We start from the raw sequence: 22,097 nt of genomic DNA, 5'->3' as shown, positions 1-22,097 counted from the left end.
GTCATAGGTGAGCGGGCGTCGGGGTCGAGGGGCGACGGCGATGCGTGGCCTGGCGGGGGAGCGGCACCCTGGGCGGGCCGAAAGGCTGCCCTGCGTGACGCCGTCGTCCGTCCCGCCTAAGCGCCCCATCACTTATCACCGCTTTTCGGCGACGCCCCATCACTGTTTTCAAGAGAGTGAGCGGGCGTTGGCGGAACAGGGGCCATATGTGAGCGGGGGTGGGGAATATTGCTGTCATAGGTGAGCGGGCGTCGGGGTCGAGGGGCGACGGCGATGCGTGGCCTGGCGGGGGAGCGGCACCCTGGGCGGGTCGAAAGGCTGCCCTGCGTGACGCCGTCGTCCGTCCCGCCCAAACCCGTTATCACTTATCATCGCTTTTTTAGCGACGCCCCATCACTTCCTGTCGCCGGTACGCCTGGAGGTGATGGGGCGTTGGCTGTTTTGCTGCAGGAGGTGATGGCGCGTGGCCTGCGGGGGAGTGGCGCCCTGGGTGGGTCGAAAGGCTGCCCTGCGTGACGCCGTCGTCTGCCTTGCAGGGCAGGGGGAGGTGGTGATATGGGGGCCGGCGGAAAACGTGCTAGGATATTGAGTTTGTATGGCGCCTTTCGCGCGCCGTCATCAACCTCGTAAACAAGCGTGCCACAGCATAGTGCCCCTGTGCGCCCGGGATTCGTCCCGGACCGGGTGGGAGCAACTGCTTGCGGCACGGGCGTTTAGGCCTGGTCTGGCAAAATCCAGGCAGGTCAAGAGACACCCCGATCAACCGTTCCGCAAGGCTCATTCCGTAGCAAGACCACGGCCTGAGAACCGGCGCGACGCAAGGAGTAAATAGTGATTCAGCAGGAGTCGCGACTGAAGGTCGCCGACAACACGGGTGCTAAGGAAATCCTTACCATTCGCGTTCTCGGTGGATCCGGCCGTCGCTACGCAGGCATCGGTGACGTCATTGTCGCCACCGTCAAGGATGCAATCCCGGGCGGCAACGTAAAGAAGGGCGATGTGGTTAAGGCCGTCATCGTCCGTACCAAGAAGGAACGCCGCCGTGCGGATGGTTCCTACATCAAGTTTGACGAGAACGCAGCTGTGATCCTGAAGAACGACGGTGACCCCCGCGGTACCCGTATCTTCGGACCGGTTGGTCGTGAACTGCGTGACAAGAAGTTCATGAAGATCGTTTCTCTGGCTCCGGAGGTGCTCTAGTCCATGGCTGCAAAGATCAAGAAGGGTGACCTGGTTCAGGTCATCACTGGCGCCAAGGCTGAGCGCGGCGGCGACCGCGGCAAGCAGGGCAAGGTTCTGCGCGTATTCACCGACACCAACCGCGTGCTGGTTGAGGGTATCAACCGCGTCACCAAGCACACCCGTGTTGGACAGTCGCAGCGCGGCACCAAGACCGGCGGCATCGAGGTTGTAGAGGCCCCGATCCACATTTCCAACGTGGCCGTGGTTGACCCGTCGACCAAGAAGCCGACCCGCGTGGGCTTCCGCCTCGACACTGTGGAGAAGAACGGTGTCCAGAAGACCGTCCGCATCCGCGTGTCCAAGAGCTCCGGGAAGGACATCTAATGACTGAGACTCTCGAGACTCCGGCAACGAAGATCGTTCCTCGTCTGAAGACCAAGTACGCAGAATCCATCAAGGCAACGCTCCAGGATGAATTCAAGTACGAGAACGTGAACCAGGTACCCCGTCTGGTGAAGGTTGTTGTGAACATGGGTGTTGGAGATGCCGCCAAGGACTCCAAGCTGATCGACGGCGCTGTCCGCGACCTCACCCAGATCACCGGCCAGAAGCCGCAGGTTACCAAGGCCCGCAAGTCGATCGCACAGTTCAAGCTGCGCGAAGGCATGCCCATCGGTGCACACGCAACCCTGCGTGGCGACCGCATGTGGGAATTCGTGGACCGCCTGGTCACCCTCGCACTGCCCCGTATCCGCGACTTCCGCGGCCTCAGCGGCAAGCAGTTCGATGGCAACGGCAACTACACCTTCGGTCTGACCGAGCAGGTTATGTTCCACGAAATCGACCAGGACAAGATCGACCGCGTCCGCGGTATGGACATCACGGTTGTCACCACTGCCAAGACCGATGACGAAGGCCGTGCGCTGCTCAAGGCGCTGGGTTTCCCGTTCAAAACCGAAGCTTAATTAACTACATAAAAGGTCCGGCCGCTCCGCTCCCTGGAGGACGGAACGGCGGAAACCGTTATGAGGAAGGGCATGAGCCCACATGACAATGACAGATCCTGTCGCAGATATGCTTACGCGCCTGCGTAACGCAAACTCGGCATACCACGACTCCGTGTCTATGCCTTACAGCAAGCTCAAGGCACGCGTTGCCGACATCCTCAAGGCCGAAGGTTTCATCGCCGGCTGGAAGGAAGAGGAAGCTGAGGTTGGCAAGAAGCTGACCCTGGACCTCAAGTTCGGTCCGAACCGCGAGCGTTCCATCGCCGGTGTACGCCGCATCTCCAAGCCGGGTCTCCGCGTTTACGCGAAGTCCACCAACCTGCCTCACGTGCTCGGTGGCCTGGGTATCGCAATCCTGTCCACCTCTTCCGGCCTCCTGACTGACAAGCAGGCCGGCAAGAAGGGCGTGGGCGGCGAAGTCCTCGCGTACGTCTGGTAACGGGAAAGGAAGAGAATAATGTCACGTATTGGACGTCTCCCCATCACCGTTCCTGCCGGCGTTGAGGTCAAGGTTGACGGCTCTGTCGTCAGCGTCAAGGGTTCCAAGGGGGAGCTGACCCACACTGTGGCCAGCCCCATCGAGGTTGCCCTGGAAGACAGCACCCTGACCGTAACCCGCCCGAACGACGAGCGCGCCTCCCGTTCGCTCCACGGCCTGACCCGCACCCTGATCGCCAACATGATCCAGGGCGTCACCGCAGGCTACGAGAAGAAGCTTGAAATCGTTGGTACCGGTTACCGCGTTCAGGCCAAGGGATCTGACCTTGAGTTCGCTCTTGGCTACAGCCACCCGGTCAACGTTTCGGCTCCGGCCGGCATTACCTTTGCAGTAGAGGGACCGACCAAGCTCTCTGTCTCAGGTATCAACAAGCAGCAGGTCGGCGAAGTTGCTGCCAACATTCGCAAGCTGCGGAAGCCCGACCCGTATAAGGGCAAGGGCATCCGTTACGCCGGCGAAGTCATCCGCCGCAAGGTCGGAAAGGCTGGTAAGTAACCATGGCCATCTCCATTAACAAGAAGCGTACGAACAAGAGCAAGGCTGCTGGCCGCAGCCGTCGCCAGCTTCGTATCCGCAAGCGCATTTCCGGTACGGCTGTCCGCCCCCGCATGGTGGTCAACCGCTCCGCACGCCACGTATTTGTCCAGGTTGTCGATGACACCATTGGCCAGACCGTAGCAAGCGCGTCCACCCTGGAAGCTGACCTTCGTGCATTCGACGGTGACAAGACTGCCAAGGCCAAGCGCGTCGGCGAGCTCGTTGCCGAACGTGCCAAGGCTGCCGGCGTCGAGGCTGTTGTCTTCGACCGTGGTGGTAACAAGTACCACGGCCGGATTGCCGCCGTCGCTGACGGTGCACGCGAAGGTGGGCTGTCACTGTGACCGAAGCAAACAAGGAAAAGGACACTGTGTCTGCAGATCAGAAGGCGCCCGAAGCCGCAGCTGCTGAGACCACTGCCCCCGCTGCCGAGGACCGCCGTGGTGGCGCCCGTCGCGGCGAGCGTGGCGACCGTGGCCAGGGCCGCGGCGACCGCGGTGGCCGTGGCGGCCGCGACGGTGGCCGTGAAGCCGAAAAGAACCAGTTCGTAGAGCGCGTTGTCACCATCAACCGCGTTTCCAAGGTCGTCAAGGGTGGTCGTCGCTTCAGCTTCACCGCACTGGTCGTCGTTGGTGACGGTAACGGCATGGTCGGCGTGGGCTACGGCAAGGCCAAGGAAGTACCCGCTGCTATCGCCAAGGGCGTTGAAGAGGCCAAGAAGTCTTTCTTCCGCGTTCCCCGCGTTGGCAACACCATCCCGCACCGCGTTCAGGGTGAGGCCGCTGCCGGCGTCGTCATGCTGCGTCCGGCTTCCGCCGGTACCGGTGTTATCGCCGGTGGTCCGGTCCGTGCAGTACTGGAGTGCGTGGGCATCCACGACATCCTCTCCAAGTCGCTCGGTTCCTCCAACGCCATCAACATCGTGCACGCGACCGTTGATGCCCTGAAGCGCCTCGAAGAGCCGGCAGCAGTGGCAGCACGCCGCGGCCTGCCGCTGGACGAGATCGCTCCGGCAGCGCTGGTGAAGGCCCTCCTGGCTCCGAAGGCAGGTGTTTAGTCTTGGCTAAGAACCTGGTCCCCTCCGACGCTCAGTTGGAGATCACTCAGATCAAGTCCGCCATTGGCGGCAAGCAGAACCAGCGCGACACCCTGCGGTCCCTCGGCCTGAAGCGGATCGGACACACCGTTGTCCGCACCGCCGACGCCGTGACCGTTGGAATGCTGAACACGGTTCCGCACCTGGTAAAGGTAGAGGAGGCGAAGTAAATGGCAGAGAACACTGCTGATAAGGCGCAGGCTGCTGAGAAGCAGAACGCCCTGAAGGTTCACCACCTGCGTCCCGCGCCGGGTGCCAAGACCGCCAAGACCCGTGTTGGTCGTGGTGAGGCATCCAAGGGTAAGACCGCCGGCCGTGGTACCAAGGGTACGGCTGCCCGCTACCAGGTGAAGGCTGGCTTTGCCGGTGGCCAGTTGCCGCTGCACATGCGCCTGCCGAAGCTGCGTGGCTTCAAGAACCCGTTCCGGGTTGAGTTCCAGGTTGTAAACCTGGACAAGCTCAACGAGCTGTTCCCGGAAGGTGGCGCAGTCACCGTGGAGAACCTGGTCGAAAAGGGTGCCGTTCGCAAGAACCAGCCCGTCAAGGTGCTGGGCACCGGCGACATCACCGTCAAGGTTGACGTCACGGCCCACGCATTCTCGGCCAGCGCTGCTGAAAAGATTGCTGCAGCAGGCGGAAGCACCACCGCCCTGTAAGGGACGGCGCCAGCTGTTGAACTCCCGGTATCCGTGGGCTTATGCCCCGGATACCGGGAGTTTTTCTTATCCGCCGGGCGAACAATTCCCGCCATCCGGCGCATGCACGGCGGCCCGGATTGTTCGCCCGGCGCATAGACCCGTTAGACTCGGATGTCGGGATTTATCAAATTCCGTCACCCCACCCCTTATTGACACCACAGGAGGACGCTTGCTTAGCGCATTTGGCCGGGCCTTTCGCACGCCTGATCTGCGACGCAAGTTGTTGTTCACGCTGGGAATCATCACCATCTTCCGCTTGGGTGCTTTCATTCCCTCGCCAGGTGTGAACTACCAGAATGTCCAGCAATGCTTGCATAACGGTCAGACCGCCGGCGGGCTGTACCAGCTCGTCAACCTCTTCAGCGGCGGCGCGTTGCTCCAGGTGTCCATCTTCGCCCTGGGCATCATGCCCTACATCACGGCCAGCATCATCGTCCAGCTGCTCCGGGTGGTTATTCCCCGGTTCCAGCAGCTCTACGACGAGGGCGCGTCGGGCCAGTCCAAGCTGACCCAGTACACCCGCTACCTCACCATTGCGCTTGGCCTGCTCAACGCCACCACCCTGGTCTCCCTGGCCCGCTCCGGCCAGCTGCTTCCCGGGTGCCAGCTGCCAGTCATTCCCGACACCAGCATCATCACCACCGTGCTGATCATCATCACGCTGACGGCCGGCACCGGCCTGATCATGTGGATGGGCGAGCTCGTCACGGAGAAGGGCGTGGGCAACGGCATGTCGCTGCTCATCTTCACCTCCATCGCCGCACAGTTCCCCACCTCGCTTGGTGCCATCTGGACCTCGCAGGGCCCGGGAACCTTCTTCCTCGTCCTGGTGGTGGGCCTCCTGACGGTCGCCCTGGTGGTCTTCGTCGAGCAGTCACAGCGCCGCGTCCCGGTCCAGTACGCCAAGCGCATGATCGGCCGGCGCACCGTGGGCGGCACCAGCACCTACATTCCCATCAAGGTGAACATGGCCGGTGTCATTCCGGTGATCTTCGCTTCCTCCATGCTCTACATTCCCGGGCTGATCGCACAGTTCAACCAGCCCCGGAACGGCGAGCCAATGCAACCGTGGGTTGAGTGGATCAACAACAACCTCACCCGCGGGGACCACCCGATCTACATGGCGGTTTATTTCGTCCTGATCGTGTTCTTTACCTACTTCTATGTCGCGATTACCTTCAACCCTGAAGAAGTCTCAGACAACATGAAGAAGTACGGCGGCTTCATTCCAGGTATCCGCGCCGGCCGGCCGACCGCTGACTACCTGCAGTACGTGCTTTCACGGATCACCCTGCCCGGCGCCCTCTACCTGGGCTTCGTGGCATTGATCCCGCTGGTGGCACTCGTGCTGATCAACGCAAACCAGAACTTCCCGTTCGGTGGCACCTCGATCCTGATCATGGTGGGCGTTGGCTTGGAGACCGTAAAGCAGATTGATGCGCAGCTACAACAACGTCACTACGAAGGGCTTTTGCGATGACGAGAATGCTGATTATTGGACCTCCCGGTTCCGGAAAAGGAACGCAGGCGGAGCGGATTTCAGAACGCCTCGGCGTTGTGGCCATCTCCACCGGCGACATCTTCCGTGCCAACGTGAAGGGCGAAACCCCCCTCGGCGTCGAGGCCAAGAAGTACATGGACAACGGTGACTTCGTTCCGGACAGCGTGACCAACAAGATGGTCCGTGACCGCCTGAACGAATCCGATGTCGAGAACGGCTTCCTGCTGGACGGCTACCCGCGCACCACCGCGCAGGTTGATTACCTGGACGAGATCCTCGCCGACGGCGACGAGAAGCTCGACGTGGTCCTGCAGCTGACTGCCGACGACGAGGAGCTGGTACACCGCCTCCTGGGCCGGGCCAAGGAAACGGGCCGGAGCGACGACAACGAAGCCGTCATCCGCCACCGCCTGGACCTCTACCACGAGCAGACCGAAGCCGTGGTGGCCAAGTACGCCGACCGCGGTATCCTCACCAAGGTTGACGGGATCGGTCCCATCGACGAAGTCACCAACCGCGTGATGCAGGCCATCAAGGCCGCACAGGCAGCCTGACCCAAGGCGCCCGGTTTTATCGAGGCTCCTCCCGGCATCCGGGAGGAGCCTCAGCCATTTGAAAGGACACATCATGGCCTTCGGCCAGCCCCGCATCGAATTCAAGAACAACGCCCAGATGCGCACCATGCACGAGGCCGGCCTGGTCCTCAGCCGTGCACTGGATGCCGCCGTTGCCGCCGCGGTGCCGGGGGTCACCACCAAGCACCTGGACGACGTGTTCGCCGCCGTCCTCAACGAGGCAGGCGCGAAGTCCAACTTCCTGGGCTACCACGGTTTCCCGGCCACCATCTGCACGTCCGTCAACGAGGAAGTGGTGCACGGCATCCCGGGCAGCCGCGTCCTGCAGGAGGGCGATATCATCTCCATCGACGGCGGCGCGATCGTGGACGGCTGGCACTCGGATTCCGCGCGCACGGTGATCGTGGGAACAGCGGATCCCGAGGACCAGCGGCTCTCCGACGTGACGCAGGCTGCCATGTGGCGCGGGATCGCTGCACTGGCCAACGGCACGCACGTGGGCGACATCGGCGCCGCCATTGACGATTACGTCTCCTCAGTCCCCGGCAAGCCGCTGGGCATCCTGGAGGACTACGTGGGACACGGCATCGGCTCCGAAATGCACATGGCCCCGGACGTCCTGAACTACCGCACCAACCACCGCGGCCCCAAGATCAAGCCCGGCCTGTGCCTTGCGATTGAACCCATGCTGGTCAGGGGCAGCATTGACACCGCAGTCCTGGAGGACGACTGGACCGTGGTGACCACCGATGGCAAGCGATCCTGCCAGTGGGAGCACTCGGTGGCAGTGCACGAGAAGGGCATCTGGGTGCTTTCAGCGCCCGACGGCGGTGCGGAGCACCTGGTGCCCCTTGGCGTCACTCCCGTGCCGATCCCGTAAGGACGCCGGAAGGCAAAAGTAGGTCGCAGTAACTGTCGTTGTGGCGGTTCAAAACGACAGTTACTGCGACCCAGTTGGGGGAGTGCCTAGGACTTCAGCTTCGGCTTTACGTCCTTGTCGTAGATGCCCTGAAGGGTGGTCTTCAGGTCCGTCATGGTGGACTTGACGTCGCCCTGCTGGGTGAGGATCTTCGCGGCGGACTTCGCCATTTCCTGGTCGGCGCCCGGCAGGAACACCCGGGCGTTGTCCTGGACCTTGGTGACCGCGAGCTGGTCCATGGCGGTCTTGATCTGGGGTGTCTTGGCCAGCACTGCCGTCATGTCAGCCGATTTGCGGGTGGGCATGTAGCCGGTGGCGGCGGAGAACTCCGCAGTGCTCTCCGGCTGGGTGACGAAGTCCAGGAACATGCCGGCAGCGAGCTGTTCCTCCTTGGTGATGCCGCTGGGGATGCCCAGGCCTGCGCCGCCGGTGGGGCACACGTTGGTGGTCGCCTTCGGGCCGCCGGGCAGGAAGCCAACGCCCACGTTGAACTTTGCCGACTTCAGGATCCCCAGCAGCGAACCGGTGGACGAAATGGTGGTCGAGGTCAGGCCCGCGGAGAAATCGTCCGCGGCTTCCTTGGAGGAAACTCCGGCCCACTTGTCCTTGTAGATCGAGTCCTGGGCCCACTGCAGGGCCGCAACTGATTCAGGGGAGTCGCAGGTGATGTCCCATTCCTTGGACCAGCCACCGCCCCAGCCCCACAGCATGTTTTGCAGCGTCCAGCCTGCATACCCTGCCAGCGCGGGGTAGATGTAGGCGTACTGGGCGCCGGAGCTTGCCTTCAGCTTGGGAGCCCACTCAGCGAACTCCTGCCACGTCTTGGGCGCACGGTCCGGAAGGCCGGCCGCCGCGAAGTGGTCCTTGTTGTAGTAGAACAGCGGGGTTGACCGGCCGTAGGGAAGGGCCCACTGCTTGCCGTCGTACTTGTAGTCATTGACCAGTGACTGCTGGAAGTCGTCCATCTTCATGTTCAGCTGCTTGGTCAGGCTGTCCACCGGAATGATGCTGCCGTTGGTGTAGTAGCGGAACCACCAGACATCCGAGAGGACAACCACACCGGGGAGGCCGGACTTGGCTGCCTGCGCAGTCTGGAACTTCTGGGCGATTTCCTCGTAGTTGGCCCCGGCGGTGACCAGGTTGACGGCAATGCCCGGGTTCTTGGCCTGGAATTTCTCGATCAGGCTCTTCTCCACGTCCTGTGACTGTCCGGGGTGGCTGGACCAGAAGTCGATCTTTGCCGCCGGCTTCACGCCGCTGAAGTCGATATCGGCGGCCTGGGACGTGGCCTGGCCACCGCCGCTTGTAGAAGGTCCGCCGCATGCGGCCAGGGCAGCGGCAGAGGCGGTGGCCCCTGCCAGGCCCAGGAAGTGCCTCCGGTCCAGGTGAAGTGTCATGACAGTTCCTTTCGGTTGTTGCCTGCGGAATGGTGGAAGTACTTAGGGTGGAAGTACGACGGCGGCCGGCGGGTCAGCCGGTCACGCTGCCTTGGGTGAGGCCCGCCACTATGTAGCGCTGCAGCGCGGCGAAGATGATGAGGATGGGGACGATGACCAGGACAGCCCCGGCCATGAGGACGCCCCACCCGGCGGCGTTGCTCTCGTTGTTCTGCAGCAGCGTGAGGCCCACGGGCAGGGTCATGGTTTCCGGCCTGTCCGTGATGATGAGTGGCCAGATGTAGTCGTTCCATTCAGTCACGATGGTCACCAGGGCAACGGTGGCGATGGAGGGCACCGATACCGGGACCACGATCTGCCAGAGCCGGCGCCAGTGGCCGGCGCCGTCCATCTCGGCCGATTCAAGGATCGAGGCGGGCAGGGTGCGGAAGTGTTGGCGCAGCAGGAACGTGCCGAATGCGGTGCCAAGGCCGGGCAGGATGATGCCCCAGAGGGTGTTCTTTCCGCCGATCCCCGCTATCAGGATGAAGTTGGGCAGGATGGACACCTGCGGCGGCACCATGAGGGCCACCAGGATCAGCAGGAAGATGAAGTTCCGGAACGGGAAGCGGACAAAGACCAGGGCGTACGCCGTCAGGATGGCCAGCAGCACCTTGATGGTGGCCCCGGCCAGGGTGACGATGGTGCTGTTCAGGAAGAACCGGCCGAACGGAACCGTGGTCATGGCCGTCCGGTAGTTCTCCAGGTTCAGGCTTTCCGGAAGGATCTTCAGGTCCGTGGTGACGATTTCCCCCGACTGCTTGAAGGAGCTGAGCACCATCCACAGCAGGGGAAGGAACACCACCAGCGTGGCCACGATCAGTGGCAGGTAACCGCCCACCACGGTCTGGATAAGGTTCCGGCGGGAGAACGGCCGGTCGCGGCGAAGGCCTGGATCCGGTGGGGAGAGGGCCGGTGCGGCGGGGTCCGGGCTTACCGGTGATAGGGAGGTCACGAGTAATGCACCTTTCGTTCCACGAACCTCAGCTGGAGCACGGTGATCACCAGGAGGATGGCGAACAGGACCACCGAAATGGCCGCCGAGTAGCCGGCCCTGTTGTAGGCGCCGAAGGCCTGGAGGTATGCCTCGTAGATCAGGGTGCTGGTGCCGGCGCCCAGCGGCGTCATGATCCGGATGAGGTCGAAGGCCTGCAGGGAGCTCAGCATCGTGGTGATGAGGAGGAAGAAGGTGGTGGGGGACAGCAGCGGCAGCGAAATGCTGACGAAGCGCCTGAACCCGTTGGCACCGTCAAGGGACGCCGCCTCCATGACATCCTGGGGCAGGGACTGGAGCCCGGCGAGGTACACCACCGCGCAGTAGCCCAGGTTCTTCCAGACGTAGACCAGGATCACCATGACCAGCGACAGCTGGGGATCGTTGATCCACTGCGGGCTCTGCTGGCCGATGCCCCGGAGCAGCCAGGCCAGGACGCCATAGCCGGGATCGAAAATGAACAGCCACACCAGGCCAACGCCGACGCCGGAGAGGACATACGGGGCGAAGACGGCGGAGCGGGCGAACGTGGTGCCGCGGACCTTCGCGTTCAAGGCCAGCGCCACCAGAAGACCGAGGATCATTGAGCCGCCCACCGTGACCAGGGTGAACACTGCCGTCGTGCCCAGGACCTTCGGGGCATCGTTGCTGGTGAAGAAGGTGGCGTAGTTGGCGAGGCCCACCACCGTGGCGGTCGGGGAACCCAACGTCCAGTCCAGCGTGGAGTAGTACATGTTGCTGAACAGTGGGCGGTAGGTGAACACCGCGATGAGCACCAGGTTGGGCAGTGCCATGGCAAGGAAAACGAAGAAGTCGCGCCGGGTCCGGGCAGTCCACCGCCGTCGTGGAACCTTTGCTGAACGCCCCGGAGGCCTTTTCGGTTTGGTGGACGGGTGCGGGGCGAGTTGACGGGTCATGCGTTTCTCTCCCGGGTCGGGAGCCTGCTCGTGGCGGGCCCTGGCTTGATCTAGGGACTACTACACCAGACCGTCAGGGGCCTGAAACCCGCATATGCCCTTGTCAGGGGGCTGTTATCCAAGGCTTCGTCGCCCGTTAACGCTGTGTTGCATGCAGTCTCGCATAAAGTTCGCCCCTGCGGCAGGGGCGCGCCACCAGAGGGGAGAATAGGGGCATGGGAACCATTACCGATGTCCCGGGCATCCGCGTGGGCCAGGTCCAGAAGGACACCGCCGGCTGGCTGACGGGCGTCACCGTCGTCCTGCCGCCGCCAGGCACCGTGGGTTCGGTGGATGTCCAGGGCGGCGGCCCGGCCACGCATGAAACCGACGCCCTCGACCCGACCACCCTGGTCAGCACCGTGGACGCGGTGGTCCTCACGGGCGGAAGTGCGTACGGGCTCGCGTCCGCTGCCGGCGTCCAGCGCTGGTGCGAGGAAAACGGCCGCGGCTTCGCCGTTCCCGGGGGAGTGGTGCCCATCGTGCCCGCCGCCGCCATCTTCGACCTGGGCAGGGGAGGGAACTTCTCCGCACGGCCGACGCCGGACATGGGCTACGCGGCAACGGCCGCGGCGGCAGCGCAAAAGGAAGGGCACGACGTCGGCCGCGGCAACGTGGGTGCCGGCACCGGTGCCCTCATCGGCCGGGCGTACAAAGGCGGGGTAGGCACTGCTTCGGCCACGCTCGAGAACGGGGTGGTAGTCGGAGCAATCGCAATCGTGAATGCCCTTGGTCTGCCATTTTCCCTGTCGGGGAATCACGAACCCTCCGCGCGCTCGGTCGTTCCTCCCTTAGACGCGCGCTTCCGGGTTCCTGATTCCCCGTCACCGGGTGCCGCCAGGCCGCCCTTCAACACCACTCTTGTAGTCGTCGCTACCAACGCCGTTCTGGATGTTGCCGAATGTAAACGGACTGCCTCGGCTGCGCATGCCGGGATTGCCCGGGCTTTGAGTCCGAGCCATACCCTCGCCGATGGGGATACTGTTTTTTGTTTGTCTACGCAGGCCGTGGCACTTGACCGGTCGGACGACGCTGCGCGGCAGGTCAGTCTCATCACGCTCCAAAGTGCGGCAGCCGACGTCGTCCGTTTGGCGATCCTTGATGGCGTGGCCAGCGCGGAAGGCATCAGCACTCCCGCCGGCGAATATGGTGCGTACCCCGCACCGTAGGCTACTATGGCCGATTTAACTTTTACCGGCCAACAGGGTAGTGTTGCTTGTTGGTTGTCTGGACTGCCACGCCCTTTTGGGCCTGGAGACGGCAATCGATCCAACAAAAACGTTCGTGGTCATGCCCGGTGCTATCCGGCAGGACTGCGGCAACAACAGTTAGCGGAGGGTATGGCCAAGAAGGACGGGGTCATTGAGATCGAAGGCGTTGTGACCGAGGCGCTGCCTAACGCGATGTTTCGCGTTGAGCTCACCAACAAGCACATCGTTCTGGCACACATCTCTGGAAAGATGCGCCAGCACTACATCCGGATTCTCCCTGAGGACCGCGTAGTGGTGGAGCTGAGCCCGTACGACCTCACCCGTGGTCGTATCGTCTACCGCTACAAGTAAATTGCTGGGCAGCGGCAGTGCAAGCTGACTGCTGCTCCAGTTGACCAACTGCTACACGCAAAGGGAATGCCATGAAGGTCAAGCCGAGCGTCAAGCAGATCTGCGAAAAGTGCAAAGTGATCCGCCGTAATGGCCGGGTCATGGTGATCTGCGAGAACCCGCGCCACAAGCAGCGCCAGGGCTAATTTCCTTCCCTGAAGGAAATCCTGGGTTGCTAACCCACGCAAGTAAATAAAGGCAGCACAAGCTGATCTGGAACATTGAGCTCGAAAGAGTCCGGACAGCTAACCCCCGGTCGGAGGCTGGGGCCGCACGGAACGTGCGGGTGTACTGCCTACGACCTCCGGTTTATCAAGGAGTACTGCCACTATGGCTCGTCTCGCTGGCGTAGACATTCCCCGCGAAAAGCGGCTGGAAATTGCGCTTACTTACATCTACGGCGTGGGCAAGACCCGTGCACACGAAACCCTGGCTGCCACTGGCATCAGCGCTGACGTCCGCGTCAAGGACCTGACTGACGCCCAGTTGGTTGAGCTGCGTGACTACATCGAAGGCAACTACAAGGTTGAGGGTGACCTTCGCCGCGAAGTAGCAGCTGATATCCGCCGCAAGGTTGAAATCGGCAGCTACGAAGGTATTCGCCACCGTAAGGGCCTCCCGGTCCGCGGGCAGCGTACCAAGACCAACGCCCGTACCCGCAAGGGCCCGAAGCGCACGGTCGCAGGCAAGAAGAAGGCCCGTTAAAATCCCGGCCGGGATTTACGGAACTTTCCCCAATAACTTTCTGTAGGAGAAAAAATGCCCCCGAAGACTCGTGGCGCGGTTCGCAAGCCGCGTAAGAAGGACAAGAAGAATATCGCGCTTGGCCAGGCGCACATCAAGAGCACCTTTAACAACACCATCGTTTCCATCACGGATCCGAGCGGCGCTGTTATTTCCTGGGCTTCCTCCGGTGAGGTTGGCTTCAAGGGCTCGCGCAAGTCCACCCCGTTCGCTGCCCAGATGGCTGCCGAAGCCGCTGCCAAGCGTGCGCAGGAGCACGGCATGCGCAAGGTAGACGTTTTCGTCAAGGGACCGGGTTCCGGACGCGAGACCGCCATCCGTTCGCTGCAGGCCGCAGGCCTCGAGGTTGGCTCCATCCAGGACGTCACCCCCGCAGCGCACAACGGCTGCCGCCCGCCGAAGCGCCGCCGCGTCTAATTCTTTTCCGCAGCAGGAGCTTGCCCGCACCAGCGATGGTGCGGGCAAGCCCAGCGCGTTAAGTCTTCAGACCGAATTTCCACCACCTGTGTTGCGTCATATAGCGGATGCTCGCCGAAAGGAAACCTAAGTGCTCATTGCACAGCGCCCCACCCTCTCCGAAGAGGTCGTCTCCGAAAACCGTTCGCGTTTCATCATTGAACCGCTGGAACCGGGCTTCGGCTACACCCTCGGAAACTCCCTCCGCCGTACCCTGCTCTCCTCCATCCCCGGTGCTGCCGTAACCAGCATCCGGATCGATGGTGTGCTGCACGAGTTCACCACGGTTCCGGGTGTCAAGGAAGATGTCACCGAGATCATCCTTAACATCAAGAGCCTGTCGGTTTCCTCCGAGCACGACGAGCCTGTCGTGGCTTACCTGCGCAAGCAGGGCCCCGGAGTCGTCACCGCCGCGGACATCGCTCCGCCGGCCGGCGTCGAATTCCACAACCCGGATCTGCACATTGCCACGCTGAACTCGAAGGGCAAGTTCGAGCTCGAACTGACCATCGAGCGCGGCCGCGGCTACGTTTCGGCAGCTCAGAACAAGTCCGGCGACGCAGAGATCGGCCGTATCCCGGTTGACTCCATCTACTCGCCGGTGCTGAAGGTTACTTTCCGCGTGGAAGCAACCCGTGTTGAGCAGCGCACCGACTTCGACAAGCTGATTGTCGACGTCGAGACCAAGCAGGCAATCGCCCCGCGCGATGCCGTTGCTTCCGCAGGCACCACCCTGGTGGAACTGTTCGGTCTGGCCCGTGAGCTGAACACCGCAGCTGAAGGTATCGAGATCGGCCCGTCGCCCACCGACGCTGCCCTGGCAGCCGACATGGCACTGCCGATCGAGGATCTGGACCTCACCGTCCGTTCCTACAACTGCCTCAAGCGTGAGGGCATCCACACCGTGGGTGAACTCGTTGCCCGCTCCGAGGCTGACCTGATGGACATCCGGAACTTCGGTGCCAAGTCCATTGACGAGGTCAAGGCAAAGCTGGTTGAACTGGGCCTGTCCCTCAAGGACTCGCCTCCCGGTTTTGACCTCGCAGCACGCGCCGCAGCAATCGAAGAGGACGACGCCGCCTTCGGCGACGACGAACTCTAAACCAGACCTTGGCCGGCGGGCAGCACCATGGTGTGCCGCCCACGGCTTCCACATGAGGAGAAACAATTATGCCTACCCCCACTAAGGGTCCGCGCCTCGGCGGCGGCCCGGCTCACGAGCGTCTCATGCTCGCGAACCTGGCCTCATCCCTGTTCGAGCACAAGCGGATCACCACCACGGTGACCAAGGCCAAGCGCCTGAAGCCGTACGCAGAGCGCCTGGTGACCTTCGCCAAGCGTGGCGACCTGGCTTCCCGCCGCCGCGTCCTGGGCCTGATCAGCAACAAGGGCGTCGTCCACGAGCTGTTCACGGACATCGCGCAGGCTGTGGAGAACCGCGACGGCGGCTACACCCGCATCACCAAGATCGGCAACCGCAAGGGCGACAACGCTCCCATGGCTGTCATCGAACTGGTCCTCGAGCCGGTTTCCGCCAAGCAGGCCGTCGTAGCCGAGGCTACCCAGGCTGCCGCCAAGGCTGCTCCGGCCGCCGAGGAAGCTCCCGAGGCTGAGGTCGCCGAGACCGAAGCTGCTGAGGCTCCTGCTGCTGAAGAAGCTGCAACCGAAGAGGCTCCGGCCGCTGAGGAAGCTCCTGAGGCTCCCGCTGCCGAGGAGAAGGACGCGAAGTAATTCGCTGATTCTCTTCGCATAGACTTAGGTCTGTGAACCACCAAAAACCCGCGGCCCCCGTTCCAGGGGGCGGCGGGTTTTTGCGTATCCGGCTTGATCTTTCGTACGACGGCGGCCCGTTCAGCGGGTGGGCCCTGCAGCCTGGGCGCCGCACCGTCCAGGGCGTCCTGGAGGAAGCGATCCAGCTTCTGGTCCGGCGCCAGGTGCGCGTCACCGTTGCTGGGCGGACTGACGCCGGCGTGCACGCCCGCGGCCAGGTGCTCCACCTGGACCTGACCGAAGCCGAGTGGCTGGGACTGCCGCGCGGGCACGAACTGGATCCCGCCGTCGCTATGTTGCGCCGCCTCCGCGGTGCCCTGAACCGTGCCCTCGGCGACCTGCACGGGGCGGTGGAGGTGCACGACGTCGCGCTGGCACCCCAGGGCTTTGACGCGCGCTTCTCGGCCTTGTGGCGGAGGTACAGCTACCGGATCGGCGACGGGCCTGCCCTCTGGGATCCGCTGGAACGCTACTTCACGCTCTGGCACAAGAACCCGCTGGACGTGGACCTGCTCAACGCGGGCGCATCACAGTTGCTGGGCTTGCAGAACTTCCTGTCGTTCTGCAAGCCGCGTGAAGGGGCCACCACCATCCGGGAGTTGCAGCGGTTTGAGTTCCGGCGCGGCGAGGATGGCGTCATCGTGGCCACCGTCCAGGCCGACGCGTTCTGCCACAACATGGTACGCGCACTGATCGGGTCCGCCCTGTACGTGGGGGAGGGCACTGTGGAACCGGGCTGGCTGTACGAGCGGCTGCTGCTGCAGAAACGGGATGCAAAGTCTGTCCTTGCGGCCCCGCACCCCTTGGTGCTGGAGGAAGTGGCGTATCCGTCCGACAGCGAGCTCCTGGCCCGCGCCGAGCAGACCAGGGCCGTCCGGGAGTACTAACCCCAATCGACTGCTCCGTACCTGTCGTTTTCGGGCGTCAAAACGGCAGTGGGGCCCACGCCGGCGAGGGCCCCGGCCCGAGCTTGCGAGGGCTGGGAGCCGGTGGGGAGCAATCGATGGTTCTAAAACGAGGGCGGGGGACCCTCGGCGGGGAGCGTCACGATGAAGGTGCTGCCCTGGCCCTCGCCGCTCTCGCACACGATGCTGCCGCCGTGGCGCTCCACGATCATCCGCGTGATGGAGAGGCCCAGTCCGGCGCCGGGGATGGCCGCTTTTTGCGCCGACTCGGCCCGGAAGAAGCGGTTGAAGACCTTGGCCGCGTCGTCGTGGGATATGCCCATCCCGGTGTCGGTGACGCTCAGCCGCACCCACTGCCTGTCTGCTGTGGCGCTGATGCTGATCTTCCCGCCGTCGGGGGAGTATTTGATGGCGTTGGACACCAGGTTGTCCAGCACCTGCCCGATCCGGAGCGGGTCAGCATAAGCCCACAGGGGCGAGGGAACGTCTGCGGACATCTCCACATGGGACCGCTGCGCCGAGGCCTGCGCCGAGCTGAGGCTGGTTTCCACCAGGCTGGCCAGGTCGGTTCGTTTGGGGTGGACATTCAGGGTCGTGGAGGCCGAGGCGCTCAGGTCAGCGACCAGGTCCAGGAGTCGCTCCGCGTTGCGCTGGACCACCAGCAGGCGCTGGGCCAGGTGCGGCGGGAGGCTGTCCGCCTCGTCCAGCACCAGATCGACGTTGCCAACGATCGAGTTCAGCGGGTTCTTGAACTCGTGCGAGACATTGGAGATCAGTTCCTGGTTTGCGGCCAGGGACTCCACCCAGCCGGTGACATCGGTGTACACCACCACCGCCCCGGTGAGCCGGCCGTCCTCGCTTACCAGCGGACGTGCCGCGGTGGACACGGCGCGCTGCTCCGGGCCCTCGCCCGCCCAGACCAGGTAGTCGGCGAACGACTCGCCGGCCATGGCGCGGCTGATGGGCCGGCGGTCAGGGGGAAGCAGGGTGCGCCGGTCCTGGCCAAAGACCAGCTGGTGCCCTTGGCCGGGAATTGCTTCGTCGGCGCCGGTGGACCGGCGGAAGTTGCGCTGGCGGCTGTTGGACACCAGGAAGTGGCCGGAACGGTCGACGGCGGCAATACCGACGTCGGTGGCGTCCAGGACGGTTTCGAGCAGCTTCTCCCGTTCCCGGGTTGCGCGCAGCAGGTCCCGGAGCTCGCGGTCCTTGGCCGCGAGTTCGGCCTGCTGCTGCCGGAGGCTGACGCTCGCGAAGCGGATGGCCAGCGACACTGAAAGCATCATCACGGGGAAGAGGCCGGCGCTGGTGATGTCCGCCGCTGTAAGTGCCGGTAAATGTGCCCCCGCCGTGGGGAGCATGATCAGGAGCGGCCCAGCGAAGCTCAGTACCAGGCTGCTGCGTGCCAGCATGCCGGAGGCGGAGAGCCAGATCACGGGATATACCGCCAGCACCGCCAGGCCGGGCAGGAGCGGTGCCGCACCGTTCCGGAGGAGGCCAATGGCAGCGAAATCCAGGACGGGGATCAGGAGGTAGGGGCGGTGCGCCAGGCGTTCCCAGGGGACCAGGAGGCAGCCAAGGAACAGGATGGCGTGGAGGAGGATCCCGGCGACGTACAGCGGGCTGTGCATGAGCGAGGGCCAGGCGAAGGGCGTGGCCACCGCAATGACAACCACGATGAGGGTAAGGGGGAGCTGGCACAGTGCTACTTGCGTGCGGGTACCCAACCGGCGGAAGATGCGGCCCGGTGCACGGTGGAGCAGTGGCGCAACCATGTTTCTGACTCGTACCCCTTTACGTCCGGAAAGCAGGTGCCGTCGCGGTCCTTCAATTGCCCAGTTATCCGGCTCTTACCCAGTCCCACCAATATTGCACATGTCTTGTCATAATAATTGACTTTTCAATTTCCGGTGCGGATTCGGATGTTATCAGCACGGCTTACTAGTAGCGTATAAATGGTTGGAGCGGGATTGGCATTGGCGCTGGGCCGATGGGGGGCCATTCTTCGCCTGGCACAGGGATAGCAATGGACGATCTTGGTATAGCTGTAGTAATCGAAGATGACGCAGACGTGCGTAACCTCCTTGAAGGTGTATTGACCCAGGCGGGCTTCGAAGTGCATACGGCAGTTGATGGGCGGGCCGGGGTTGAGGTGGTCCGCAGCAAGCAGGCCAACGTTGTGACGCTTGATATTGGCCTGCCGGATATTGACGGTTTCGAGGTTTTGCGGCGGATACGGAATTTCAGCAATGCCTATGTGGTGATGCTGACGGGCCGGACCGACGAACCCGACCTTCTTTCCGCACTGAATGCAGGGGCGGATGACTATATCGCCAAACCTTTCCGGCCCAGGGAACTCCGGGCCCGGGTGGCAGCCATGCTGCGCAGGCCACGCCACGAGGTGACGGGGCACGGGTTGTCTCCCTCGCATGGAGGACAAGTACAGGCTGCTGCCTCCGCGCAACGGGAGCCGGGGGTCCTGCAGCACAACGGGCTCCTGCTGAACCACCGGACGCGCACTGTGGAAATCAAAGGTGAGCCGCTGGGACTGACCCGCAGTGAATTCGACCTGCTCCACGTGCTGCTGAAGGGCGGCGGTGCCGTGTGTACCAGGGCTGATCTGGTGCGGGCGGTGCGGGGTGAGTTCTACGACCGGGAAACGTACATCAGCGAGGCTGATGAGCGCGCCGTGGAGGTCCATGTGGGAAACCTGCGGCGCAAGCTCAAGGAGGACCAGTTGTCGCCGCGCTGGCTGCAGACAGTCCGCGGGGTGGGGTACCGGCTGGCGCCGCGGCGGCCGGACGACGCCTAACGGTTGCCTTAGCCCTTTTCCAGGATGTAAGTGGACTGGAGTTCGGACACGGTGCGTGCCCCGTCCCGGGCCACGCCGACCATCACGGCCTGGCCCTGGACAAAGTCGCCCCGCCGGATCAGGCCTTCGAGGAGTTCGGCGAGCTTGGCAAGCCGGATCCCTCCCACCATGGCGGAGCTGATCTTCAGGCTGATCACTGCGTCCAGGGCGGAGTCCTCATCCTGGCTGTCCACGGCTGTCCCCAGGCGGGCCAGGCGCAGGTCCCACATGGCGGCATAGTCACGGGCGAAGCGCTGGGCCAGCCCGGATCCTGCCAGTTCGTCTTCCAGTTCGTCCAGAACTGCTGCATCAATCAGTGGCAAGAGACCGGCCGCTTCCAGTGAGGGGCCCATGCCGGCCGACGGAATGGGAGCGGCAGGCAACGCGACCCCGGACAGCGGGGAGTCCGCAGCGGGGCTCTTTCCGCTGGAACCGGGATCTTGAGTCTGCATTGTTCAAGGCTACTTCCTGGAAAACCTTCGGCGTCCAATTTCTTATCATTCTGTGTAAACCTTGAGGCAACCTTGCCGCCGCCCTGAGTATCGTTTATTGTCCGCTGAAGGTCATTACGGTATTGATGACGGCCGGTCCCAAAATGGCGATGAAGAGGACCGGAAAGATGAAGAACAGCAGCGGGAAAAGGATCATCACGGGCAGTTTCATGGCCTTTTCCTCGGCCCGCTGGCGCCGCTTGACCCGCATGACCTTGGCCTGCACGCGGAGCACCCGGCTGATGGCGATGCCGTAGGTGTCGGCCTGCACCACGGCCTGCACAAAGCTCCGCAGTTCCGGGATGTTGGTCCGTTCCGCCAGCGCGACGTAGGACTCGCGGCGGCTGCGCCCAACCTGCATGTCCTGCAGGGTGCGGACCAGTTCCTCGGCCAGCGGGCCCTTGCCGTTGTCGCCGGCCCGGGCCATGGCGCCTTCGAAGCCGAGCCCTGCCTCCACGGAGATCAGCATCTGGTCCAGCGTGTTGGCCAGCTCGAGCTGCATCGCCTTCTGCCGCTCCTGGCCTTTGCTGTACAGCAGGAGGTCCGGGATGAAGTAGCCGAGGACCAGGACGAAGATCCCGGCGAGTTTCATGATCGGCGAGCTGCCGATGGAGGTCAGGTAGAGGCCAACGGCCGCACCTGCCAGGCCAAGACCGAGCTTGGACCCCAGCACCTTTCCCAGGGGCATCGAGGCGGGCCTGCCGGCCAGGGACAACAGCCGGTCCAGGAACGCAACGTACGCAGGGGGAGTGAGACGCCGTCCCAGGGCCTCGAGCCGCGGCGGCGCTCCGATGGGAGCAACCGTTACCGCGGGTGCGCCGCGCGAGAGCAGTTCGGAGACAGCCACGCGCCCCTGTTTTTCCACGGTCAGGACGGACCATGCCAGTGCCGCCACCGGGACACAGACCAGCAGGACGGAGAGGAGAACGATCAGGTTCATGGGGTCCTCAGAACTTCAGGTCGATGATCTTGCGCATCCAGAGGGCGCCGATGGTCATCAGGACAAAGGAGGCGCCGATCATCACCCAGCCCAGGGGATGGGTGAACATCGAGTTCATGTAGTTCGGGCTTACGGACAGGAGCATGGCCACGATGCCGAACGGCATGGCAATCAGGATGTAGGCGGAGAACTTGCCTTCGGCCGCAAGGGCCTTGATGTGCCCCTTAATCTCCGCCCGCTCGCGGATGGTCTCGTTGACCTGGTCCAGCACTTCCGCCAGGTTGCCGCCCACCTCGCGGTTGATCTGGATGGCTTGCGAAATCCAGATGAAGTCTTCGTTCTTCATCCGGTCGGCAGTGTCATTAAGGGCCGCGAGCAGGTCACGGCCCAGGCTGGTTTCGGTGATTACCCGCCGCATTTCCTCCGACGTCGGCTTCTGCGACTCAGCGGCTGCGGCGTCGATGGCGCGTAGAATGCTGTGACCGGCGCGCAGGCTGCCCGAGAGCAACTGCAGGGTGTCGCCAAGCTGACCATCGAAAGCGGTGCGGCGCTTGCCGGCCAGGAATCCGAGGACCAGCTTGCCCACGAAGGGTGCCAGCAGGGCGAGCAGCAGTCCCACCAGGGGCCCCACGGTTACGGTACCCACCAGCATTCCGACGCAGGCGCCGATGCCGACCAGCAGGAAGAATTCGGCCTGGCTGAGGCGCAGGCCGGCGTTCTCCAGTTCCGCGCGGGAGAACAGTTTGACGTTCCGGCCGGCGAGCAGCCGTTCGAAGGACCTGACGCTGGACAGTGCCAGGCGTGAGAGCGAGGACGGCGGCTCCGGTTCAAACGGACGACGGCGGTCCAGCGGCACTGAAGGTGCGCTCGGCAGGAGTACGGCTACTCCGAGCAGGCAGATGGCTGCCAGCAGGATGACGCTTCCGATGGCGATGATCATGG

28 protein-coding genes are annotated in these 22,097 nt (G+C 63.5%); 21 read left to right on the top strand and 7 right to left on the bottom strand.

Translation table 11 applies throughout. From position 1 onward, the window contains the following. Positions 1 to 831: 831 nt before the first annotated feature. From rplN to map, 12 genes are all read left to right on the top strand, one after another. Positions 832 to 1,200, top strand: coding sequence for a 50S ribosomal protein L14 (gene rplN / locus ACTHQS_RS04055; protein ID WP_003803789.1), 369 nt, complete (start codon positions 832 to 834; stop codon positions 1,198 to 1,200). Positions 1,201 to 1,203: 3 nt separating this feature from the next. Continuing rightward, a complete protein-coding gene (rplX, locus tag ACTHQS_RS04050; protein ID WP_440166294.1) occupies positions 1,204 to 1,566 on the top strand; it encodes a 50S ribosomal protein L24 in 363 nt (120 codons plus the stop codon). Continuing rightward, complete coding sequence (gene rplE, locus ACTHQS_RS04045; RefSeq protein ID WP_018769138.1) at positions 1,566 to 2,147, top strand: 50S ribosomal protein L5; 582 nt, start codon at positions 1,566 to 1,568, stop codon at positions 2,145 to 2,147. The genes rplX and rplE overlap by 1 nt, the downstream gene beginning before the upstream one ends. Positions 2,148 to 2,229: 82 nt before the next feature. Then, positions 2,230 to 2,628 (top strand): 30S ribosomal protein S8, encoded by a 399-nt coding sequence (gene rpsH / locus ACTHQS_RS04040; protein ID WP_440166290.1) that lies wholly within the window; start codon positions 2,230 to 2,232, stop codon positions 2,626 to 2,628. 18 nt (positions 2,629 to 2,646) lie between these two features. After that, entirely contained in the window at positions 2,647 to 3,183 is a 537-nt protein-coding gene (gene rplF / locus ACTHQS_RS04035; protein ID WP_440166287.1) for a 50S ribosomal protein L6, read from the top strand. 2 nt (positions 3,184 to 3,185) lie between these two features. Next, the gene (gene rplR, locus ACTHQS_RS04030; RefSeq protein ID WP_236799106.1) at positions 3,186 to 3,569 is read left to right on the top strand and encodes a 50S ribosomal protein L18; all 384 of its coding nucleotides are present in this window, start codon (positions 3,186 to 3,188) and stop codon (positions 3,567 to 3,569) included. After that, the gene (rpsE, locus tag ACTHQS_RS04025) at positions 3,566 to 4,282 is read left to right on the top strand and encodes a 30S ribosomal protein S5 (RefSeq protein ID WP_141159772.1); all 717 of its coding nucleotides are present in this window, start codon (positions 3,566 to 3,568) and stop codon (positions 4,280 to 4,282) included. The genes rplR and rpsE overlap by 4 nt, the downstream gene beginning before the upstream one ends. Before the next feature lie 2 nt (positions 4,283 to 4,284). Then, positions 4,285 to 4,491, top strand: a complete 207-nt coding sequence (rpmD, locus tag ACTHQS_RS04020) for a 50S ribosomal protein L30 (RefSeq protein WP_009358731.1) — start codon at positions 4,285 to 4,287, stop codon at positions 4,489 to 4,491. Continuing rightward, positions 4,492 to 4,977 (top strand): 50S ribosomal protein L15, encoded by a 486-nt coding sequence (gene rplO, locus ACTHQS_RS04015; protein WP_013601817.1) that lies wholly within the window; start codon positions 4,492 to 4,494, stop codon positions 4,975 to 4,977. A 211-nt stretch (positions 4,978 to 5,188) separates the two neighbouring features. After that, complete coding sequence (gene secY / locus ACTHQS_RS04010; protein WP_440166282.1) at positions 5,189 to 6,499, top strand: preprotein translocase subunit SecY; 1,311 nt, start codon at positions 5,189 to 5,191, stop codon at positions 6,497 to 6,499. 5 nt (positions 6,500 to 6,504) lie between these two features. Further along, positions 6,505 to 7,074, top strand: a complete 570-nt coding sequence (locus ACTHQS_RS04005; protein WP_201302397.1) for an adenylate kinase — start codon at positions 6,505 to 6,507, stop codon at positions 7,072 to 7,074. Positions 7,075 to 7,147: 73 nt separating this feature from the next. Further along, positions 7,148 to 7,975 carry a type I methionyl aminopeptidase gene (map, locus tag ACTHQS_RS04000; protein WP_440166281.1) on the top strand — a complete coding sequence of 276 codons (828 nt, stop codon included), beginning with the start codon at positions 7,148 to 7,150 and terminating at the stop codon, positions 7,973 to 7,975. Between the two features lie 86 nt (positions 7,976 to 8,061). Here map and ACTHQS_RS03995 read toward each other — a convergent pair whose 3' ends face one another. The 3 genes from ACTHQS_RS03995 to ACTHQS_RS03985 form a co-directional block, all read right to left on the bottom strand. After that, positions 8,062 to 9,411 carry an ABC transporter substrate-binding protein gene (locus ACTHQS_RS03995; RefSeq protein ID WP_440166279.1) on the bottom strand — a complete coding sequence of 450 codons (1,350 nt, stop codon included), beginning with the start codon at positions 9,409 to 9,411 and terminating at the stop codon, positions 8,062 to 8,064. A gap of 73 nt (positions 9,412 to 9,484) precedes the next feature. Beyond that, complete coding sequence (locus ACTHQS_RS03990; RefSeq protein ID WP_440166278.1) at positions 9,485 to 10,405, bottom strand: carbohydrate ABC transporter permease; 921 nt, start codon at positions 10,403 to 10,405, stop codon at positions 9,485 to 9,487. Continuing rightward, positions 10,402 to 11,361, bottom strand: coding sequence for a carbohydrate ABC transporter permease (locus ACTHQS_RS03985; RefSeq protein ID WP_440166277.1), 960 nt, complete (start codon positions 11,359 to 11,361; stop codon positions 10,402 to 10,404). The genes ACTHQS_RS03990 and ACTHQS_RS03985 overlap by 4 nt, the downstream gene beginning before the upstream one ends. Before the next feature lie 215 nt (positions 11,362 to 11,576). Here ACTHQS_RS03985 and ACTHQS_RS03980 point away from each other — a divergent pair, with 215 nt between their 5' ends. The 8 genes from ACTHQS_RS03980 (at position 11,577) to ACTHQS_RS03945 (ending at position 16,858) form a co-directional block, all read left to right on the top strand. After that, entirely contained in the window at positions 11,577 to 12,569 is a 993-nt protein-coding gene (locus ACTHQS_RS03980) for a P1 family peptidase (protein WP_440166276.1), read from the top strand. Positions 12,570 to 12,740: 171 nt separating this feature from the next. After that, on the top strand, positions 12,741 to 12,962 hold the full coding sequence (gene infA / locus ACTHQS_RS03975; RefSeq protein ID WP_009358723.1) for a translation initiation factor IF-1: 222 nt from the start codon (positions 12,741 to 12,743) through the stop codon (positions 12,960 to 12,962). A 71-nt stretch (positions 12,963 to 13,033) separates the two neighbouring features. Next, positions 13,034 to 13,147 (top strand): 50S ribosomal protein L36, encoded by a 114-nt coding sequence (gene rpmJ, locus ACTHQS_RS03970; protein ID WP_009358722.1) that lies wholly within the window; start codon positions 13,034 to 13,036, stop codon positions 13,145 to 13,147. 184 nt (positions 13,148 to 13,331) lie between these two features. Then, positions 13,332 to 13,706, top strand: a complete 375-nt coding sequence (gene rpsM / locus ACTHQS_RS03965; RefSeq protein ID WP_028275004.1) for a 30S ribosomal protein S13 — start codon at positions 13,332 to 13,334, stop codon at positions 13,704 to 13,706. Between the two features lie 54 nt (positions 13,707 to 13,760). Further along, complete coding sequence (gene rpsK, locus ACTHQS_RS03960) at positions 13,761 to 14,162, top strand: 30S ribosomal protein S11 (protein ID WP_018760435.1); 402 nt, start codon at positions 13,761 to 13,763, stop codon at positions 14,160 to 14,162. Positions 14,163 to 14,292: 130 nt separating this feature from the next. Next, positions 14,293 to 15,303, top strand: coding sequence for a DNA-directed RNA polymerase subunit alpha (locus ACTHQS_RS03955; RefSeq protein WP_013601812.1), 1,011 nt, complete (start codon positions 14,293 to 14,295; stop codon positions 15,301 to 15,303). 68 nt (positions 15,304 to 15,371) lie between these two features. After that, positions 15,372 to 15,932, top strand: a complete 561-nt coding sequence (gene rplQ, locus ACTHQS_RS03950) for a 50S ribosomal protein L17 (RefSeq protein WP_440166274.1) — start codon at positions 15,372 to 15,374, stop codon at positions 15,930 to 15,932. A gap of 32 nt (positions 15,933 to 15,964) precedes the next feature. Continuing rightward, complete coding sequence (locus ACTHQS_RS03945; RefSeq protein WP_440166273.1) at positions 15,965 to 16,858, top strand: tRNA pseudouridine synthase A; 894 nt, start codon at positions 15,965 to 15,967, stop codon at positions 16,856 to 16,858. Positions 16,859 to 16,980: 122 nt separating this feature from the next. Here ACTHQS_RS03945 and ACTHQS_RS03940 read toward each other — a convergent pair whose 3' ends face one another. Then, the gene (locus tag ACTHQS_RS03940) at positions 16,981 to 18,648 is read right to left on the bottom strand and encodes a sensor histidine kinase (RefSeq protein ID WP_440166271.1); all 1,668 of its coding nucleotides are present in this window, start codon (positions 18,646 to 18,648) and stop codon (positions 16,981 to 16,983) included. Between the two features lie 251 nt (positions 18,649 to 18,899). Here ACTHQS_RS03940 and ACTHQS_RS03935 point away from each other — a divergent pair, with 251 nt between their 5' ends. Next, positions 18,900 to 19,685, top strand: a complete 786-nt coding sequence (locus ACTHQS_RS03935; protein WP_440166269.1) for a response regulator transcription factor — start codon at positions 18,900 to 18,902, stop codon at positions 19,683 to 19,685. Between the two features lie 8 nt (positions 19,686 to 19,693). Here the strand turns inward: ACTHQS_RS03935 and ACTHQS_RS03930 are convergent, their stop codons facing one another. The 3 genes from ACTHQS_RS03930 to ACTHQS_RS03920 form a co-directional block, all read right to left on the bottom strand. Continuing rightward, a complete protein-coding gene (locus ACTHQS_RS03930; RefSeq protein ID WP_440166268.1) occupies positions 19,694 to 20,176 on the bottom strand; it encodes an Hpt domain-containing protein in 483 nt (160 codons plus the stop codon). Between the two features lie 94 nt (positions 20,177 to 20,270). Next, the gene (locus ACTHQS_RS03925) at positions 20,271 to 21,155 is read right to left on the bottom strand and encodes a type II secretion system F family protein (RefSeq protein ID WP_440166266.1); all 885 of its coding nucleotides are present in this window, start codon (positions 21,153 to 21,155) and stop codon (positions 20,271 to 20,273) included. A gap of 7 nt (positions 21,156 to 21,162) precedes the next feature. Further along, a complete protein-coding gene (locus ACTHQS_RS03920) occupies positions 21,163 to 22,095 on the bottom strand; it encodes a type II secretion system F family protein (protein WP_440166264.1) in 933 nt (310 codons plus the stop codon). Positions 22,096 to 22,097 lie beyond the last annotated feature (2 nt).

The sequence above is a fragment of the Arthrobacter sp. SAFR-044 genome (genome assembly GCF_051965175.1).
In the GTDB taxonomy this organism is placed as follows: domain Bacteria; phylum Actinomycetota; class Actinomycetes; order Actinomycetales; family Micrococcaceae; genus Arthrobacter.
This window is presented reverse-complemented; position numbering and strand designations above follow the sequence as displayed.

Bases quoted from the DNA above. Each gene is read 5' to 3' on its own strand.
- rplX (WP_440166294.1), top strand. From the start codon at position 1,204: ATGGCTGCAAAGATCAAGAAGGGTGACCTGGTTCAGGTCATCACTGGC.
- rplE (WP_018769138.1), top strand. From the start codon at position 1,566: ATGACTGAGACTCTCGAGACTCCGGCAACGAAGATCGTTCCTCGTCTG.
- rpsH (WP_440166290.1), top strand. From the start codon at position 2,230: ATGACAATGACAGATCCTGTCGCAGATATGCTTACGCGCCTGCGTAAC.
- rplF (WP_440166287.1), top strand. From the start codon at position 2,647: ATGTCACGTATTGGACGTCTCCCCATCACCGTTCCTGCCGGCGTTGAG.
- rplR (WP_236799106.1), top strand. From the start codon at position 3,186: ATGGCCATCTCCATTAACAAGAAGCGTACGAACAAGAGCAAGGCTGCT.
- rplO (WP_013601817.1), top strand. From the start codon at position 4,492: ATGGCAGAGAACACTGCTGATAAGGCGCAGGCTGCTGAGAAGCAGAAC.
- ACTHQS_RS04005 (WP_201302397.1), top strand. From the start codon at position 6,505: ATGCTGATTATTGGACCTCCCGGTTCCGGAAAAGGAACGCAGGCGGAG.
- map (WP_440166281.1), top strand. From the start codon at position 7,148: ATGGCCTTCGGCCAGCCCCGCATCGAATTCAAGAACAACGCCCAGATG.
- ACTHQS_RS03995 (WP_440166279.1), bottom strand. From the start codon at position 9,411: ATGACACTTCACCTGGACCGGAGGCACTTCCTGGGCCTGGCAGGGGCC.
- ACTHQS_RS03985 (WP_440166277.1), bottom strand. From the start codon at position 11,361: ATGACCCGTCAACTCGCCCCGCACCCGTCCACCAAACCGAAAAGGCCT.
- ACTHQS_RS03980 (WP_440166276.1), top strand. From the start codon at position 11,577: ATGGGAACCATTACCGATGTCCCGGGCATCCGCGTGGGCCAGGTCCAG.
- infA (WP_009358723.1), top strand. From the start codon at position 12,741: ATGGCCAAGAAGGACGGGGTCATTGAGATCGAAGGCGTTGTGACCGAG.
- rpmJ (WP_009358722.1), top strand. From the start codon at position 13,034: ATGAAGGTCAAGCCGAGCGTCAAGCAGATCTGCGAAAAGTGCAAAGTG.
- rpsM (WP_028275004.1), top strand. From the start codon at position 13,332: ATGGCTCGTCTCGCTGGCGTAGACATTCCCCGCGAAAAGCGGCTGGAA.
- rpsK (WP_018760435.1), top strand. From the start codon at position 13,761: ATGCCCCCGAAGACTCGTGGCGCGGTTCGCAAGCCGCGTAAGAAGGAC.
- rplQ (WP_440166274.1), top strand. From the start codon at position 15,372: ATGCCTACCCCCACTAAGGGTCCGCGCCTCGGCGGCGGCCCGGCTCAC.
- ACTHQS_RS03940 (WP_440166271.1), bottom strand. From the start codon at position 18,648: ATGGTTGCGCCACTGCTCCACCGTGCACCGGGCCGCATCTTCCGCCGG.
- ACTHQS_RS03935 (WP_440166269.1), top strand. From the start codon at position 18,900: ATGGACGATCTTGGTATAGCTGTAGTAATCGAAGATGACGCAGACGTG.
- ACTHQS_RS03930 (WP_440166268.1), bottom strand. From the start codon at position 20,176: ATGCAGACTCAAGATCCCGGTTCCAGCGGAAAGAGCCCCGCTGCGGAC.
- ACTHQS_RS03925 (WP_440166266.1), bottom strand. From the start codon at position 21,155: ATGAACCTGATCGTTCTCCTCTCCGTCCTGCTGGTCTGTGTCCCGGTG.
- ACTHQS_RS03920 (WP_440166264.1), bottom strand. From the start codon at position 22,095: ATGATCATCGCCATCGGAAGCGTCATCCTGCTGGCAGCCATCTGCCTG.